We start from the raw sequence: 16,392 nt of genomic DNA, 5'->3' as shown, positions 1-16,392 counted from the left end.
AAGCGAGCCGCGAGTCAGGGCCAGTTGCCGGCGTCGTCGTAGGCGCTGAGGACGCGCTGGATGGCGTTGACGTAGCACGCCGTTCGGAGGTTCGGCGTGTCGAAGGACTCGTAGGCGTCGGTCATGCGGTCGAACGCGTCGACGATGATGGTCTCCAGTTCGTCGTTGACGCGGTCCTCGTCCCAGTAGAAGCGCTGGCGGTTCTGGACCCACTCGAAGTAGCTGACGGTGACGCCGCCGGCGTTCGCGAGGATGTCCGGGACGACGTGGACGTCGCGCTCGGTGAGGACGTCGTCGGCGTCAGGCGTCAGCGGGCCGTTCGCGGCCTCGACGATGACGTCCGCGGAGACGTCGCGGGCGAGGTCCTCGTCGATGGCGTTCTCGAGGGCGGCGGGGACGAGGAGGTCGACGTCCATCGTCAGGAGGTCCTCGTTCGTGAACTCCTCGTCGGCGTCCTCGTACCCCGATACCGAGCCGGTCTCGCGCTTGAAGTCCTTGACTGCGACGGGGTCGAAGCCATCGGCCTTGTGGATGGCGCCCGAGGAGTCGGAGACGGCGACGACGTCAGCGCCGAGGTCGTCGATGAGGTTCGCGGCGATCCAGCCGGCGTTCCCGTACCCCTGCACGGCGACGGTCGCTTCGCTGATGTCGCGGTCGAGGTAGTCGAAGACCTCGCGCGCCGCGAGCATCGTCGAGCGCCCGGTCGCCTCGACGCGGCCCTCGCTCCCGCCGGACTCGATGGCCTTCCCGGTGACGACGCCCGGTTCGGTCTTCCCTTCGAGCGTCTCGTACGTGTCCTTGATCCAGTTCATCTCGCGCTGGCCCGTGTTCACGTCGGGCGCGGGGATGTCCTCGTCCTCGCCGACGAAGGGGCGGAGTTCCTTCGCGAACGCTCGCGTGACGCGCTCGACCTCGTCCGCGGAGTACTCGCTCGGGTCGATGACGATACCGCCCTTCCCGCCACCGTAGGGGATGCCGACGGTCGCGCACTTGTAGACCATCCAGCCGGAGAGCGCCTTGACCTCGTCGCGGTTGACGCCCGGGTGGTAGCGGATACCGCCCTTGTACGGGCCGCGGTCGCCGTTGAACTGCGACCGGAACGCTTTGAAGCGTCCCGTCGTCCCGTCGTCCATGTCGATGGTGAGGTTCGTCTCGAGGACGCGTTCCGGGTGCTTCAGGCGGTCGATGACGTCGTCGTCGGCGTCGATGTACGCCGCCGCGTCGTCGATCTGCTCCTGCAGGCTCTCGAAGGGGTTCGCTTCTTGGGACATCGTTTGAAGAAACTCGCAGCCTCGGGTTAAGCGTGGCGGAATTATAGGACTAGATATTCCCTATAGCTGACCAAGGTCCCTTATATGTATCGTGCTAGCATGGGCCGGTCTGATGGTGGGTGGCGAGCGGTTCGCCTTCAGGTGTCGTCTGCCGCGCGTGCGCGGTCGACGATACGTTTCGCTTGGGCGACGAGCGGGGCGTCGATCATCTCGCCGTCGACCTGGAAGACGCCGCGGCCGTCGGCGTCCGCGTCGGCTTTCGCGTCCAGGACGCGCTCGGCCCAGTCGACGTCCTCGGGGGCGGGCGAGAACGCGTCGTTGATGGGGTCGACCTGCGAGGGATGGATGGCCATCTTCCCGTCGTAGCCGAGCTGGATTGCGAAGTCGGTCTCCTCGCGGAGTCCGCTCGCGTCCGAGAAGTCCGTGTAGACGGTGTCGATGGCGTCCACGTCCGCGCTCGCGGCGGCGAGGACGACGTGCTCGCGAGCGTACAGTACCTCGGTTCCCTCGCTGGTGCGGGTGGCGCCCACGTCGGCGGAGAGGTCCTCGGCACCGAAGACGAGCGCGTCCGTCGCGTCCGCGAGACCGATGGATTCGGCGTGCAGCACGCCGCTGGCGCTCTCGACGAGCGCGAGCACGGGCGGCGTCTGCCGCGGGAACAGGTAGTCGAAGCTCCGGACGTCGTCGCCGCTCGCGCACTTCGGGAGCATGAACGCGTCCAACCGCATGTCGTCGAGGTGGCTTTCGAGCGCGTCGACGTCGGCCTCGGCGGTCGCGCCGTCGGCGTCTGGCTCGTCGCCCGCGACGGGGTTGACGCGCACGCAGACCTCGCAGTCGGGGTCGAAGTCGTCGTCGGTGAGGACGTCCACGACCGCGTCCCGTGCCTCGGCCTTCCGAGCGGGCGCGACGGCGTCCTCGAGGTCGAAGACGACGACGTCCGCGCCCGTCGCGGGCGCCTTCCGCATCAGTTCCGGTCGGTCCCCCGGCGAGAACAGCACGCTACGTCGAGCCATACGACCGCCTGGGTGCCGGACCGCCGTAAGTGTCGGCGGTTCCACGCGGGCCGAGCGGAGCCGAAGGCCTCGGACCGACCGCGTTCACCGGACCGAGCAAGCAGATATATCCGTCCGCTGGTACAAGAGGTGGTCGTGCTGGACAGTTCTCGCCGCGAGGTCCTGAAGAACGCGCTCCTCAGTCGACCGCGGGACTTCCTCGTCGGCGCCGCGACCGCGCTCGTCGTCCGCCTCACGGGCGTCGAGGCGCTCGAGGACGACGACTCGACCGACGAGTAACGGGCTCCCGGCGACGAGTCGCCTGGGTCTCATCGCGACCTCCGTCCTGTTCTCGGCCGGGCGTCGACCGGTGTCTCGACCGCGGTCAGCCACCGACGGCGCCCGGGTTACGGCCAGAGGCCGCGGGCCTCGTGCGCGTCGGCGACGCGGGAGAGCGCGACGACGTACGCGGCGTCGCGCCACGTGCAGTCCCGCGCCTCGACCTCCTCGCGGACGGCGTCCCACGCCTTCAGCATCTCGGTCTCCAGTTCCTCGTTGACGCGTTCGAGGCTCCACTTCCGGCGGTTGATGTCCTGCAGCCACTCGAAGTAGCTGACGGTGACGCCGCCGGCGTTCGCGAGGATGTCCGGGATGACCTCGACGCCGCGTTCCTCCAGCACGCGGTCGGCGGCGCTCGTCGTCGGGCCGTTCGCGCCCTCGACGACGATGTCCGCCTCGATGTCGTTGACGTTGTCGGCGGTGATGACGTTCCCGACGGCGGCGGGGATGAGGACGTCGACGTCGAGCTCGAGCAGTTCGTCGTTCGAGAGGGCGTCGGCGTCGGCGTACCCCGAGACCATGCCCGGGCGTTCGTCGTGGTCCTGGACGTCACGGGTGTCGAGGCCGTCGGGGTCGTAGATGGCGCCGTCGACGTCGCTGACGGCGACGACGTCCGCGCCGCGGTCGTCGAGGTAGCGCGCGGCGTTCGCGCCGACGCTCCCGAAGCCCTGGACGGCGACGGTGACGTCGTCGAGGTCGTAGTCGTAGTACTCGACGGCCTCCTTCGCGACGATGCCGACGGAGCGACCCGGCGCCTTCTCGCGACCGTAGCTCCCGCCGACGACCGGCGGTTTGCCGGTGACGACGCCGGGCGTCGTCTCGCCCTCCTGCATCGAGTACGCGTCCATGAACCACGCCATCTCCTGCGGGCCGGTCCCCATGTCGGGCGCGGGGATGTCGTGGTTCGGCCCGATGGAGTCACGCAGTTCCTCCGCAAATCGGCGCGTGAGGCGTTCGACCTCGCCCTCGCTGAGGTCCTTCGGGTCGACGACGATGCCGCCCTTCCCGCCGCCGAACGGGAGGTCCATGACGGCGCACTTCCAGGTCATCCACATCGAGAGGCCGATGCACTCGTCCTCGCTGACCTCGGGGTGGAAGCGCAGCCCGCCCTTGAACGGCCCGCGGACGCTGTCGTGCTGGGCGCGGTAGCCCGTGTACACCTCCCACGACCCGTCGTCGCGTTCGAGCGGGACGCTCACGCGCTGGACGCGGTCGGGGTGTTCGAGTCGCTCGATGACGCCCTCGTCCACGTCGAGGTGGGCGGCGGCGCGTGCGAGCTGACGGCGTGCTGTTTCGAGGGCGGTCTCTTCGTCGGTGTCGTCGGGTTTGTTATCGGTGGCTGTGGCCATGTGATCACCTCTGGCGCGGCGTGCGTGCTCCCGGCCCGTAACCGATTGACCTGCCGTGCGAGGAGTTAGCACACGTCGCGCCGAGAACTGCCGACGTCGGATACGCGTCTGGTGCGACGCCGGGCATCGCGTCCCGATACCTCGTTCTCCGAGTTAACCCTTGTGATAAGGATTCGGGTCGTGCCAGTATCTGCCAACGGGAAGCGATAACACGCCACCATCGACGCCCGCCCGCGGATGGGACGGATACGCATGGACAAGTCGGCCGGAACCGTTCGAGACGGGGCGGACCGCGAACGTCCACGGCGTCCCCACCGCTGTCGTCACCGTCCTCCATCTCTCTGGACCCGCCATCTCCCTAGAGTCGTCTATCGCCGTGGAATCCGAACCGTCGCCGTCCATCGCGGTCGTCCCCGAAACCGAACCGTACTTGGGATTCGTGGGCGCCAGTTCTCGTATGCCGGGACTGTACTACGAGGGGTTCGAGGAGGGACAGACCATCGAGCATCGACGCCGCCGCACGGTCTCCGAGAGCGACAACCAGCGGTTCTGCGACATGACGATGAACCAGCAGCCGCTGCACCTCGACGAGGACTTCACCGCCGACACCCAGTTCGGGCAACGACTCGTGAACGGCCTCTACACGATGAGCCTCGCGGTCGGCATCACCATCCCCGAGACCACCGACGGGACCATCGTCGCGAACCTCAGCTACGACGACGTCTCCCACCCGAACCCGGTGTTCCACGGCGACACCATCCGCGTGCAGTCGACGGTCACGGACAAGCGCGAGACCAGCAGCGGCGAACGCGGACTCGTCACGATGCGCGTCGAAGCGTTCGTCGTCGACGCCGACGACGACCGACTCGAGCACGCCGGCGACGACGAGACCGACGCTGCGAGCGGTGCCGACGACGAACTGCTCGTCTGCGAGTTCGAACGCACCGTGCTCTCCCTGAAGCGCGAGAACGAAGACTAGGCGGTCCATCCCATCGGCGCCGCCGCCCCCGAAGACGCCAGCATCCGTCGTTTTCGATAAAAAGGGGGAACGGTTATGTCGAATCCATCTGAACGCCAACGTCAGGTGCGAGAAACGACGTGGCACCGGTCGACGGGCTTCGTCCTCGTCCTCGGAGCGACGCTGTTCCTGATCGCGGTCGCCCACCACGCTCGCGAGTACGTCGCTCTGGGCGGCGGCGTCGGCCCGGTCGTCGCGCTACTGCTAGACGGCCTTCCCGCACTCGCCCTCGCGTACGGCGGATACCGGCTCGCTGGCAGCGGCCTCTCAGCGCGACAACGACGGCTGGCGGCCACCTGGTGCGCCCTCGGCGGGGCCCTGTTCGGCAGCGTCATGATCGCGACGTTCGTCGTCCGGTCGCTGGAGGGAAGACCCCTCATCGAACCGGTGTTTCCGCTCCTCATCGCGTTCGAGGCCGGCGCCACCGCGGGGCTGATAGCGGGGTACAGCAGGGCGAGTGCACGGGCGGAAGCCCAGCGCGCGAGGACGGTCAGCGACGCTCTGACGTTCGTCAACAGGCTCATGCGCCACGACCTCCGCAACGACCTGGCCACGATCCAGATGTACGCGAACCTGGAAGACGGCGACGACGCGGAGGCTCCAGCGGGGCACGGACGCGCGGCCGTCGTTGGAGAGAAGGCCGAGGAGGCCCTCGACCGCATCGAGACGAGTCGCTCGATAACGGAGACGTTCGTCGGCGACCCGGAGTTCGACGCCGTGGACCTCGTACCGATGGTCGAAGCGCTCGCTGCTCGCGTCGAGGACTCCTTCGGCGTGTCCGTAGAGACCGAGTTCGCCGGGAGCGGGCTGGTGCGCGCGAACGCCGGCTTACAGTCCGTGGTCGACAACCTCCTGGAGAACGCCGCCGAGCACAACGACGCTGCGGAACCCGTCGTTCGCGTCCGCGTGGAGTCCGACGGGGACACCGTCCGACTGCTGGTCTCGGACAACGGACCGGGAATCCCGGACGAACGGAAGCGGACGCTCTTCGAGCGGGACGACGGCGAGCCCGGTAGCGGGCTGTCGCTCGTGAACCGGTTGCTCGGGCAGTACGGAGGCGACGTTCGGGTCTCGGACAACGACCCGCAGGGAACGACGTTCGTGGTGACCCTCCCACGAGCGACGCGGGGGCCGTCGTGACTGGACGGACCGACGGGAACGACGGCGACGGCCGCCTCGGCGTCCGCGGTATCGCGGCTCGTGCGCCCGCGAGCGAGACCTTCGCCCGCTGGGGACTGGGCGCGATGCTCGTCGCCGCGGGCGCACACAAGCTCGTCGACCCCGCGGGCTGGACGGTGTACGTCACCGACTGGCTCGCGCCGTGGCTCGTCGTCTCCCCGACCGCGTTCATGCTCGCGAACGGCTACCTCGAACTGGCGTTCGCGGGCGCGCTCCTCGCGGACCGCTACGTCGCGTTCGCGTCGTTCGTCGCGACCGCCTCGCTCGCCGCGACGACGCTCTACCTCGCGGTCGTCTGGGCGACGACGGGCGCGTTCGGGGACGTCGTCGCGCGCGACGTCGGTCTCACCGCGCTCGCCGCTGCGGTGCTCGTCGACGAACTCCGTCCGCCCGCGGAGTAGCACCCGCTCGTCGGGTTCGAGATGTCGCACGCGAACGCGCTCCGGGGACGCCGGCGGTCGAGGTCAGATGACGGTGCCGTGCTTCTTGTCCGGGAGGTCCTTCTCGACGGTCTCGTAGAACGCGAACCGGTTCTCGAGCTCCTCGCGGAGCGTGCTCGGCGGCACGATCTCGTCGATGACGACCTCGCTCGCCATCCGATGCACGTCGATGTCCTCGCGGTACTCCTCGCGGAGCTCGGCCTCGCGCTCGGCGCGCTCCTCCGGGTCCTCGATGTCGTTGAGCTTGTTCGCGTACACCGCGTTGATGGCGGCCTCCGGCCCCATGATCGCGATCTCGCCCGACGGCAGCGCGATGGTGCTATCGGGGTCGTACGCCGGCCCCGACATCGCGTAGATGCCCGCACCGTACGCCTTCCGGACGACCACGCACTGCTTGGGGACCGTCGCGCTACTCGTCGCGTAGATCATCTTCTTGCCCTTCTCCAGGATGGCGTCCTTCTCCACGCCACTCCCCGCCATGAACCCGGGCGTGTCCGCGAGGTACAACAGCGGGACGTTGAACGCGTCGCTCTTCCAGATGAACTCCGCCGCCTTCTCCGCGGCGTCCGGGAAGATGGCGCCCGCTCGCTGCGCGGGGTTGTTCGCGACGATACCCACCGGACGGCCGTCGATGCGCGCGTACCCCGTGACGATCTCCTTCCCGTAGTCCGGCTGGAGTTCGAAGAACGACTCCGCGTCGACGACGCGGTCGATGAGGTCGCGGATGTCGTACCCGCGATTCGGTTCCTGCGGGATGACGGAGTCGATGCCCTCGGGGGACCGCTTGGGCGGCTTGCCCTCCGTCTTCGGCGGGTCCTCGTCGCTGTTGTTCGGGAGGTAGCTGACGAGGTCTGCGACGAGTTCGCGCGCGTGCTCCTCGTCCTCGGCGACGAGGTCCGCGCTCCCGGACTCCTCCGCGTGCATCGCGGGCCCGCCGAGGTCCTGCATGCTGATGTCCTCGCCGGTCACCATCTGCACCATCCGCGGGCTCGCGATCGCCATCGCGCTCATCTCCTCGACCATCACGGTGAAGTCCGCGAACACCGGCGTGTACGCCGCACCGGCGATACACGGGCCGTACAGCACGCAGACCTGCGGGACGCGCCCGGAGAGCATCGAGTGGTTGTAGTAGTACTTCCCGATGCCCTCGCGGTTCGCGAAGAACCCCGTCTGCTGGTCGATGCGGCCGCCCGAGGAGTCCATCAGGTACAGGACGGGTTTGGCGGTCTTGAGCGCGCGCTGTTGCATGCGCAGGAACTTCTCGACGCCCTTCCCCGCCATCGACCCCGCCTTCACGGTGAAGTCGTTCGCCATGAAGTGGACGTCCCGTCCGTCGAAGTCCGCGGCGCCCGTGATGAGGCCGTCCGCGGGAATCTGGTCCTCGTTGTCGAACTCCGCGAACTTCCCGTCCTCGAACAGCATCCCGTCCTCGCCGAACCAGAGGTCGATGCGGTCCCGGACGAACAGCTTCCCCTGCTCGGAGAGTCGGTCCTTGTACTTCTCGGGGCCGCCCTCGAGTATCTCCTCGATCTCCGTCCATAGAGCGTCCTCGCGCTCGGTCGGGCCGAGTTCGTCCTCGACGGCGGCGGCGACCTCGCCGACGTCCTCGGGCGTCTCCGCGGTGGCGTCCTCGGGTGCCTCCTCGACTGCGGCGGGCTCGTCGGCGTTCCCGACGAACACCTCGACGTCGTCGCCGAAGCGTTCGGCGAGCGCGCCAGCGATCGCCGACGCCTCCGCCTCGGTCGCCCCGTCGCTGATTCGGACCTTCATGCACGGGGATGCTCGCGGCGGCGAGAGAAAGGTTTCCCTTTCGGTCGCGGCGACTCTCGCCGCGCAGCCGCGAGGGAGCCGTCTCGGCTATCGGTCGTAGAGCGCTCAGCGAGTGCTTTCTCGGAGCGTTCGTCGCGCTCGCCGGACGCCCATCCGGAGACAGATGGCGGCGGTGCCGACGGCCGCGACGGCCGCGAGCGAGAGCAGCATCCCGAACGCGACGTAGTGGAACGCCGATTCGCCGAGGAAGGGGATGACGCCCGCGAGCGAGAGCAGTATCGCCTCGAACGCGAGGAATCGGGCCGCCCACGGGTGCCGGACGAGCAGCGTCCCGAGGGTCTCCCGGTCGAGGGACAGGTCGAGGGAATCCGTTGAGTCCTGATGCTCGTGTATCTGAGCCATCGTGTACGACGACGTCCCGACGCCAACCGGGTATGAATCCGGCCAAGACTATGCTCCGTGAAGCTCCCTCCCGGCCCTCTCGGGGAGGCTCGTGGCCGTCGCGGACGTTCACCCCGGCGAACGGGCCGGTTCGACGCTCGACCGCGTTCTCGCTCCGTGAAACTGCCGCGAATCGACGGACAGCGCCCACGTCTCTTGGCCCAGGGTTTTTACCGCCGGAGGCGATGGCTCCCGACGTGCCCGGTGACTGGGACGCAGACACGCTGTTCGACGTGTTCGAACGCGAGACCGCCCGCGAGATACTGGCGTTGACGTCCGTCGAGCCGATGGCAGCCCAGGAGCTCGCCGAACGCACCGACGAGTCCGAACCGACGGTCTACCGTCGACTGGACGCGCTCGAGGAGTACGACCTCGTCGAGGAACGCACGCACATCGACGCCGACGGCAACCACTACAGCGAGTACGAGACGAACCTCGAGGCGGTCTGCTTCCAGCTCGAGGACGGCGGCTTCACCATCGACGTGACCTACCGGAAGGAACTCGTCGACTGACCGGCGCGACGCGGCTTCCGGCCGGCGGTCAGTCCAGCGCGGCTTCGAGCCGGTCGATGAGCGCTTCGTTCCCGACGTGCAGCGGGACGCGCTGGTGGACGTCGCCGTCGGGTTCGACGTCGAGGAGCGACCGCGTACCGTCGCTGGACGCGCCACCGGCGGTCTCGACGATGTGCCCGATGGGGTTGCCCTCGAACTGTAGACGGAGCTTCCCGTCGGGCGCCGATTCGAGGCTCGGGTACGCGAACACGCCACCGTACTCGACGACCTGGTTGACGTCGGCGATCATCGCGCCGCCGTACCGGAGCTTCAGCTCCTGTTCGATCTCGCGGACGTACGCCTCGAAGTCGTCGTGCCAGTCCGGCACGCGTCCACCGAACCCGTAGACGACGGGGTCGTCGGGAATCGTGACGTCGGCGTCCCGGACGCGACGGTCGCCGTCGACGACCTCGTACTCGACGACCTCGCCGTCCCGCGCGACCGTCATCGTCGTGATGGGGCCGTAGAGGACGAACGCGCTCGCGACGAGGTCGCGGCCGCGCGCCGGAATCGAGGCGTCGTACACCGCGAGGATGGTCCCCATCGCGTTGTTCGACTTCAGGTTCGACGACCCGTCGAGCGGGTCGACCGCGACCGCGAGCGCACCGTCGACGTCCGCGTCACCTTCGCCGACGTCGACGACGCCCTCGCGCTCCTCGCTCGCGTACTCGGCGACGCCGTCGATGGCGCCGAGGCGCTCCTCGAGGAGCCGGTCGGCGTAGACGTCGGCGGCGAGCTGGCGCTCGCCGCTCTCGTTCTCGGTGTCCTGGTAGCTGCGTCGGCCGACGAGCCCACCGCGGATGTCGGGCGTGGCGCTGGCGACGGCGTCGAGCACGGCGTCGACGGTGTCCTCCATCTGCACGGACATCTACTGGACGGCGTCGAGTGCGTGCTCCGCGGACTCTTCCTCGAAGATGACCTTCTCGAGCGCGTCGAGGATCTGGACGGGGTTGTCGCGCTGGAAGACGTTCCGGCCGACAGCGAGGCCCTTCCCGCCGGCGGCGATGCACTCCTCGACCTGCTTGAGGAACGCGTAGTCGTCGCTCTTCGAGCCGCCGCTCATCACGACCTTCGTCTTCCCGGCGGCGTCGACCGCCCACTCCATCGCCTCGACCGAGCCGGGGTACTTGACCTTCGCGACGTCAGCGCCGAGTTCGAGCGCGAGACGCGCGGCGTACGCGATGGTCTCGGGGTCCCGGTCGCTGCGGAGGCCCTGACCGCGCGGGTACGACCACATCACCGTCGGGAGGTCGTGCTCGCGCGCCTTCTCCTGGGCTCGCCGGAACTCCTCGGCCATCTCTATCTCGTTGTTCGAGCCACCGTAGAGCGTGAATCCGACGGCGTCCGCGTCGAGCTCCTCGGCGGCGTAGTCGACCGAGCAGTTCACCGCGCTGTCGGGTTCGCCGCGCCAGAGGTTCGAGGTGCCGTTGAGCTTCGCGAGCAGGTTGACGTCGTCCGCGTAGCTCGGGTAGTACGCCTCGGCGACGCCCTTCTGGACGGCCATCGCGGTGACGGCGTCGTGGGTGCCGACCTCGAAGACGGTCTCGGGGTCGATGGTCTCCGGAACGGGCTCGAAGTCGACGGGGCCGTGTTCGAGGCCGTGGTCCATCGCGAGGATGAGTATCTTGCCGTCGCGCACGAGCGGGGTGTCGTCGATGGGTCGCATTCTACCCGAGAATCCGCAAACTGACTACTAAGGTTTGACGGTCGTTCCGGACCGCGTCGATGGTTCCCAGACCGGTAGGAGCCGGCTTCTTCGGGCGGGAATCACTGGAATCCGCTTCCGAGAAACTGACTACGAGTGTAGTTAATCGTACTTAAACGTGGGTGGGTGTGGTCAGTCGGCGAGTTCGCGCGCCTGGAACCGCCACGTCCGCACCGCCATCACGTTCATGCCGAGGAGGTCGGCGACGGTGCTCGCGGACGCGAACCCGAGCTGCCGGACCGAGGTGATGCCGACGGCGGCGAGGCGGTCGGCGTCGTCGGGCCCGACGCCGGGGACGGCGGTGACGGGCGTCGGTCGGTCGCGGTCGGCCCAGACGTCCGCGGCCTCGCGCTCGACGGGGTCGTACTCGGGGACGCCCATCGCCTCCCAGTCGCTCGCGCTCGCCGCCACCCACTCGCGCTCGCCGTCCTGCAGCCCGGAGACCTCCGCCGAGCGGTCCTCGATACCCTCGCCGAACGTCGCCGAGTACGGGAGCGAGAACTCGCGACGGAGCGCGGTCGCCGTCTCCGCGTCGACGCCCGCCGACAGGAGGTCCCTGTAGCTCACCGCGCGTTCGCGGACGTCGACGGTCGCGATGTCGGCCTCGGCCATCGCGCTCGCGTTCGACTCCTCCACCCCGGGGAGCGCGGTCCGGTCCACCACGGCCTCACCCACCCCGCGCTCTGTCTCCTCGCTTGCCACGTTGCCCTACCCAAGACCGCACGTGGCTTGAATCTTGTTCAGCGCAACCAACTGGTCTCCTCGCGTATGATATCGAGAACCAGCCCGCGACATCGGGTGCGGATTCGCCGACTGCACGGTCGCGTCGGTGGGCGCGCGGTCGCCAGTGCACGGGGACCGGCAGGCTTACGCCGAATCCGCGAGACGCGCCGAACATGGTTCACGCACTCGACGAGATAGAGCGCGTCGGCGTCGTCGGCGCGGGCACGATGGGTAGTGGCATCGCGCAGGTCGCGGCGCAGGCGGGGTACGACGTGACGATGCGGGACATCGAGCAGGAGTTCGTCGACTCCGGATTCGGGACCATCGAGGACAGCCTCGACCGGTTCGTCGCCCGGGACAGCATCGACGCCGACGAGAAGACGGCGATACTCGACCGCGTCTCGGGCACCACCGCGCTCGACGACCTCGCGGACTGCGACGTCGTCGTCGAGGCGGCACTCGAGGACATGGACGTCAAACAGGATATCTTCGCCGACCTCGAGAACGTCGTGGACGACGAGTGCCTGCTCGCGACGAACACGAGCACGCTCTCGATCACGACCATCGCGAGCGCCATCGACAGCGAGGAGCGCGTCGTCGGCCTCCACTTCATGAACCCCGTTCCCGTCATGGAGGGCGTCGAGATCGTCGAGGGCGAGAAGACGGGGCAGTCGGTGCTCGACGTCGCACACGAGTTCGCCGAGGACCTCGGGAAGACGACGTGGGAGTCAGACGACAAGCCGGGGTTCGTCGCGAACCGCATCCTGATGCCGTGGATCAACGAGGGCATCCGCGCGTTCGACGAGGGCGTCGCGACGAAGGAGGACATCGACACGGGGATGGAGCTCGGGACGAACGTCCCGATGGGGCCGCTGACGCTCGCGGACCACATCGGCCTCGACATCTGCCTACACGCGAGCGAGACGCTCCACGAGGAGCTCGGCGACCGGTACAAGCCCGCGTACCTCCTGAAGCGGAAGGTCGACGCCGGCGACCTCGGGAAGAAGACCGGCGAAGGGTTCTACGAGTACGAGTGAGTCGCCGCCGGTGAAGCGGTGGTCGGTGGAACGGCAGTCGGTGAAGTGGCAGTCGGTGAAGTCGGCGTTTCACTCTCGGATGGTTTCTTGTCCGTGCGGTGAGACGATGGAGTCGTGACTCGCAGGTTGGTCCCCGTGGTCGCAGCGCTCGCGGTCCTCGCGCTCGTCGTCGCGCCGACTCTCGCGGTCGGCGCGCATCCGCCGGTCCCGCTCTGTGGCGGATGCACGGGCGGGTTCGAGGACGCGGCCGCGGCCCACGACGCGAACGCGACCGTCCAGCATAGCGAACTCGACCTCCGGTTCCACGAGAACGGGACGGCGACCGGCGAAGCACGGCTCCGCGTCGACGAGCGCGCCGCGGACCGCTTCCGCGAGAACGCGTCGCTGCTCGACGCTATCGCGCACGATGCGTTCGTCACGCCCGAGCGGAGCGAGGGCTCGCACTGGGCGAGTGACGCCGTCGTCCGCGACGTCGAGCGCGTCCGTGCCAGCGTCTACGCTCGGACGGTGACGGTCCGGTTCGTCCATCCCGACGCCGCTCGCGGCGGGTACGGTGACGTCGTGTACACCGACATGTTCCTGCGGAACGGCACCGTCGGCGGTATCGAGCTCCAGGTCGACCGGGCGACGGTCCGCGGACCGGACGGCTATCGGATCGTGCGTGCCCCCGACGGCTGGGGTGGCGACGCGATCAACTTCGAGGCGACCGACGAGTCGTGGTTCCTCGGATACGGCGGGTACGTCGCGTGGGCGCCCGACGCCGGCGCGGCGAGCTACGTGAGCGCGGCGGCGAGCATCTGGACGGCGGAGGCGACCACGGAGGTCCCGAACGTCCTGTCCACGTCGTGGCTCGCGGCGGTGCTCGCGGGCGCACTCGCGGGGGTGCTCTCCCTCCTGTCCTGGCGGTTCGACGACGCCGACTGGGCGTCACCGGGACGGCTCGCGGTCGGGTACGCCGCGACCGCGGTGGCGCTGCTGGGCGGAACGTACGCGGCGCTGGCGTGGGCGGGCCTGGGCGGGCTCGGGATGACGCTGCTCGCCGCGGTTCCCGGCGTGGTGGTGGCCGCCGTCGCGGCGGCGGCGCTCGCGGTCGTCGACAGTAATTCCGGATCGCCGCTCGCGCGCCTCCCGACCGCCGCGTTGTACGCGCTACCCGTCCTCGCGGTCGGGTCGTTCGCGACGGCGGTTGCCGCGCCGGGGACGGGCGTGCTCTGGGCGACGGCGGCGGGCGTCGTCCTCGTCGGCACGCTCGGCGTGGCGACGACCCGCGGGACGCTCCCGACGATAGCGGTCGCACTCGCGCTCGCGCTCGCCCCGGTGTGTCTGGCGTTCCCGTCGTTATCTCCGGCCAACTTCGCGCCACCGTTCGGGATGGGGTGGGTCGTCCTCGTGACCGTCCTCGGCGTCCCCCTGTTCGCCCTCGGTCGACGCACGGGCAGACCCGGCGGCCGGCGGCCGACAGCGGACGCCCCGGCGTCGGCTGGCGCAGCGGGCGAGGACTAGACGGCGAGCGAGGACTGGACGGCGAGAGATGGCTAGAGGTAGCCGGCGCGTTCGGCGAGCAGGAGCGGTGTGAGCGTCCACCCGGTCGCGTCCCCGGTGGTCGCGACCCGCATCGCCTCTGCGGGGTCGACGACGTGCACGTCGAGGAACTCGTCGGCGTCCGGGTCCGCGCCCGCGGCGCTGGGTTCGACGTCCGTCGCAACTACGATGGCCCGCCTGACCCTCGCGACGCCCATCGGCCGGTACGTCTGAAGTACCTCGACGCCGTCAACGGGGGCGTCGTACCCGGTCTCCTCGCGGAGTTCCCGGCGCGCCGCGGACTCGAACGACTCGTTCTCGCGGACGCCGCCGGCGGGGCACTCGACGCACGCCTCGCCGAACGTCGGCCGGTACTGCTCGACGACCACCACGTCGCCCGCCGGCGTGAGCGCGACCACCGCGACCGCTTCCGGGGTGTCCTCGTCGCCCGCGTCGACGTACGCGTGCTCGTCCCGGACGCCGTCCGGTCGCCGCACGCCCTCGCGGACGAGCGCGAGCGACCCCGCCGTCGCGACGCGCTCGCGGTCGTCGTCGTGGACCCACTCGTCGACCATGGTCGAGCGCTGGTGGTGCCCGGACAAGACACTTACCGTCCGCGGACGCATCGACGACCCATGAGCGCCCTCCATCGCGCTGCAGCCGTCGCGTTCGCGGTCCTCGCGGTCGCGGCCGTGCTCGCGCCCCTCGGGGTTGTCTCCGTCGCGGCGAGCACGCCCCCGGACCCGGTCTGTCCGGTTTGTGCTCGGCACGTCGAGTACGCGAGCGAGGACGCGGGCGTGGAACTGGACGTCGTCGAGAGCACCGTCACGATGCGGGTCCGGGACGACGAGAGCGCGCGGTTCAGCGCTCGCGTCCGCGTCACGAACGACACCGCCGCGGCGCTCCGCGGAAACGAGAGCGCGGTCGACGCGGTCGTCGCGCAGTCCTTCGAGTACGGGTACGTCGGCGACGACCGCGGCGCGCGCGAGGTCACGGCGTCGTTCGCGGACGACCGACTCGTCGTCGAGTGGACCATCCCGGACGCCGCACGCGACGGCCCCGGTGGGACGACTATCGTCACGCTGTTCGGCGAGTCCAGGTACGGCGTCCGCCTCGACGCGGACCGACTCGTCCTGTACGGCGACGACGACGGGCGCGTGGTGAACGCACCGCGTAGTGGCGTCGTCGAGGACCTCGCGGCGACCGGGAACGGGTCGCTCGACGGCGAGCGCGTCGTCTGGAACGGGAGCGCGGACTACGACGCAGCGAGCCATCTCCAGACCGGGACGTACGTCGCGTTCGCACCCCGCGAGGGCGTCGTCGCGAGCGCCGCCGGCGAGCTCGGGGTGGCGCTCGCGGTCGGCCCGTCGATGGTGTCGGACGCGGTCGTCGCTGGCGGTCCGAGCGCGCTCGTGCTCGCGGTGACGCTGGCCGGCTGCCTGTTCGCGCTCGGCGGCAGCCCGAACCCGGGACGGGCCGCGCGCTGGCTCGCCGCCGTCGGCGGCGTCGTCACCGTCGGCGGCCTCGCGTACGCGCTCCTCGCCGGGTACGGGCCGCTCGCCGACAGGAACCTCGAACTGCTCGCGCTTCCCGCCGGCATCGCCGCGTTCGGCGTCCTCACGGCTCGCGCGCCAGCGGTCGCGAACCTCCGCGAGGCCGCGCTCCGCGTCGCCGGGACGGTCGGCGTCGGCGGCGCCGTCGCCGTCGCGCTCTCGCCCGCGTTCCTGACCGTCGTCGTCGCGACGTTCACGGTCACCGTCGGCGGGTTCTACCTCGTCGGGGTCTACGACCAGCGCGTCGGCTGGCCGGTCGCACTCGTCACCGCCGTCGTGCTCGCGACCCCCGTCCTCGGCGTCCTCCCCACGACGCCCGTCGGCGGATTCGGTCCCAGATTCGTCGCGTTCATCGTGACGCCGGTCGCGCTCGTCGCCGCGGTCGTCGGCGTCGCCGCCTACCGCATCGGCGCCGGGAAACCAGTCACTGGTGAACGCGTCGTCGAACGCGCACAGACGGCGTGACGACGCCGTCGGGCGCCACGCCCGCCGCTCCGGGGAGA

General features: G+C 69.6%; 17 protein-coding genes. 8 read left to right on the top strand and 9 right to left on the bottom strand.

Translation table 11 applies throughout. From position 1 onward, the window contains the following. Window positions 1-14: 14 nt before the first annotated feature. Together SM754_RS05540 and SM754_RS05535 are read right to left on the bottom strand one after the other, a co-directional pair. The gene (locus SM754_RS05540; RefSeq protein WP_323675205.1) at window positions 15-1,271 is read right to left on the bottom strand and encodes a Glu/Leu/Phe/Val family dehydrogenase; all 1,257 of its coding nucleotides are present in this window, start codon (window positions 1,269-1,271) and stop codon (window positions 15-17) included. Window positions 1,272-1,408: 137 nt separating this feature from the next. Then, the gene (locus SM754_RS05535; RefSeq protein WP_323675204.1) at window positions 1,409-2,284 is read right to left on the bottom strand and encodes an HpcH/HpaI aldolase/citrate lyase family protein; all 876 of its coding nucleotides are present in this window, start codon (window positions 2,282-2,284) and stop codon (window positions 1,409-1,411) included. Between the two features lie 135 nt (window positions 2,285-2,419). On the opposite strand from SM754_RS05535, the gene SM754_RS05530 reads away from it, so the two are divergent. Then, on the top strand, window positions 2,420-2,563 hold the full coding sequence (locus tag SM754_RS05530) for a hypothetical protein (RefSeq protein ID WP_323675203.1): 144 nt from the start codon (window positions 2,420-2,422) through the stop codon (window positions 2,561-2,563). 107 nt (window positions 2,564-2,670) lie between these two features. Here SM754_RS05530 and gdhB read toward each other — a convergent pair whose 3' ends face one another. Then, on the bottom strand, window positions 2,671-3,951 hold the full coding sequence (gdhB, locus tag SM754_RS05525) for a glutamate dehydrogenase GdhB (protein WP_323675202.1): 1,281 nt from the start codon (window positions 3,949-3,951) through the stop codon (window positions 2,671-2,673). A gap of 457 nt (window positions 3,952-4,408) precedes the next feature. Here gdhB and SM754_RS05520 point away from each other — a divergent pair, with 457 nt between their 5' ends. The 3 genes from SM754_RS05520 to SM754_RS05510 all read left to right on the top strand — a co-directional run bounded on the left by SM754_RS05520 (window position 4,409) and on the right by SM754_RS05510 (window position 6,549). Beyond that, a complete protein-coding gene (locus SM754_RS05520) occupies window positions 4,409-4,930 on the top strand; it encodes a MaoC family dehydratase (protein ID WP_323675201.1) in 522 nt (173 codons plus the stop codon). 105 nt (window positions 4,931-5,035) lie between these two features. Continuing rightward, window positions 5,036-6,109: an ATP-binding protein gene (locus tag SM754_RS05515; RefSeq protein ID WP_323675200.1), complete on the top strand. Its 1,074-nt coding sequence runs from the start codon at window positions 5,036-5,038 to the stop codon at window positions 6,107-6,109. Continuing rightward, on the top strand, window positions 6,106-6,549 hold the full coding sequence (locus tag SM754_RS05510) for a DoxX family membrane protein (RefSeq protein ID WP_323675199.1): 444 nt from the start codon (window positions 6,106-6,108) through the stop codon (window positions 6,547-6,549). The genes SM754_RS05515 and SM754_RS05510 overlap by 4 nt, the downstream gene beginning before the upstream one ends. A gap of 63 nt (window positions 6,550-6,612) precedes the next feature. Here the strand turns inward: SM754_RS05510 and SM754_RS05505 are convergent, their stop codons facing one another. Together SM754_RS05505 and SM754_RS05500 are read right to left on the bottom strand one after the other, a co-directional pair. Beyond that, window positions 6,613-8,358 carry an acyl-CoA carboxylase subunit beta gene (locus SM754_RS05505; protein WP_323675198.1) on the bottom strand — a complete coding sequence of 582 codons (1,746 nt, stop codon included), beginning with the start codon at window positions 8,356-8,358 and terminating at the stop codon, window positions 6,613-6,615. Between the two features lie 105 nt (window positions 8,359-8,463). Continuing rightward, complete coding sequence (locus SM754_RS05500; protein WP_323675197.1) at window positions 8,464-8,760, bottom strand: hypothetical protein; 297 nt, start codon at window positions 8,758-8,760, stop codon at window positions 8,464-8,466. 236 nt (window positions 8,761-8,996) lie between these two features. Here SM754_RS05500 and SM754_RS05495 point away from each other — a divergent pair, with 236 nt between their 5' ends. Continuing rightward, entirely contained in the window at window positions 8,997-9,311 is a 315-nt protein-coding gene (locus SM754_RS05495) for an ArsR/SmtB family transcription factor (RefSeq protein WP_323675196.1), read from the top strand. A gap of 28 nt (window positions 9,312-9,339) precedes the next feature. On the opposite strand, the gene SM754_RS05490 is transcribed toward SM754_RS05495, so the two are convergent. The 3 genes from SM754_RS05490 to SM754_RS05480 form a co-directional block, all read right to left on the bottom strand. Beyond that, the gene (locus SM754_RS05490) at window positions 9,340-10,206 is read right to left on the bottom strand and encodes a class 1 fructose-bisphosphatase (protein ID WP_501993756.1); all 867 of its coding nucleotides are present in this window, start codon (window positions 10,204-10,206) and stop codon (window positions 9,340-9,342) included. Between the two features lie 12 nt (window positions 10,207-10,218). Continuing rightward, window positions 10,219-11,016 (bottom strand): class I fructose-bisphosphate aldolase, encoded by a 798-nt coding sequence (locus tag SM754_RS05485; protein WP_323675194.1) that lies wholly within the window; start codon window positions 11,014-11,016, stop codon window positions 10,219-10,221. 171 nt (window positions 11,017-11,187) lie between these two features. Then, entirely contained in the window at window positions 11,188-11,757 is a 570-nt protein-coding gene (locus SM754_RS05480) for a DUF7409 domain-containing protein (RefSeq protein ID WP_323675193.1), read from the bottom strand. A gap of 194 nt (window positions 11,758-11,951) precedes the next feature. On the opposite strand from SM754_RS05480, the gene SM754_RS05475 reads away from it, so the two are divergent. Both SM754_RS05475 and SM754_RS05470 read left to right on the top strand, forming a co-directional pair. Next, entirely contained in the window at window positions 11,952-12,815 is an 864-nt protein-coding gene (locus SM754_RS05475; protein WP_323675192.1) for a 3-hydroxyacyl-CoA dehydrogenase family protein, read from the top strand. A 114-nt stretch (window positions 12,816-12,929) separates the two neighbouring features. Continuing rightward, window positions 12,930-14,318 carry a hypothetical protein gene (locus tag SM754_RS05470; protein ID WP_323675191.1) on the top strand — a complete coding sequence of 463 codons (1,389 nt, stop codon included), beginning with the start codon at window positions 12,930-12,932 and terminating at the stop codon, window positions 14,316-14,318. Between the two features lie 32 nt (window positions 14,319-14,350). Here the strand turns inward: SM754_RS05470 and SM754_RS05465 are convergent, their stop codons facing one another. After that, window positions 14,351-14,911, bottom strand: coding sequence for an NUDIX hydrolase (locus SM754_RS05465; RefSeq protein WP_323675190.1), 561 nt, complete (start codon window positions 14,909-14,911; stop codon window positions 14,351-14,353). 60 nt (window positions 14,912-14,971) lie between these two features. Here SM754_RS05465 and SM754_RS05460 point away from each other — a divergent pair, with 60 nt between their 5' ends. Then, window positions 14,972-16,354 carry a hypothetical protein gene (locus SM754_RS05460; RefSeq protein WP_323675189.1) on the top strand — a complete coding sequence of 461 codons (1,383 nt, stop codon included), beginning with the start codon at window positions 14,972-14,974 and terminating at the stop codon, window positions 16,352-16,354. Window positions 16,355-16,392: the final 38 nt, after the last annotated feature.

Origin of the sequence: Halorubellus amylolyticus, assembly GCF_034808145.1 — an archaeon.
GTDB lineage: Archaea > Halobacteriota > Halobacteria > Halobacteriales > Natrialbaceae > Halorubellus.
Note: the sequence above shows the minus strand (reverse complement) of the source record. Positions and strands in the feature narration are given on the sequence as shown.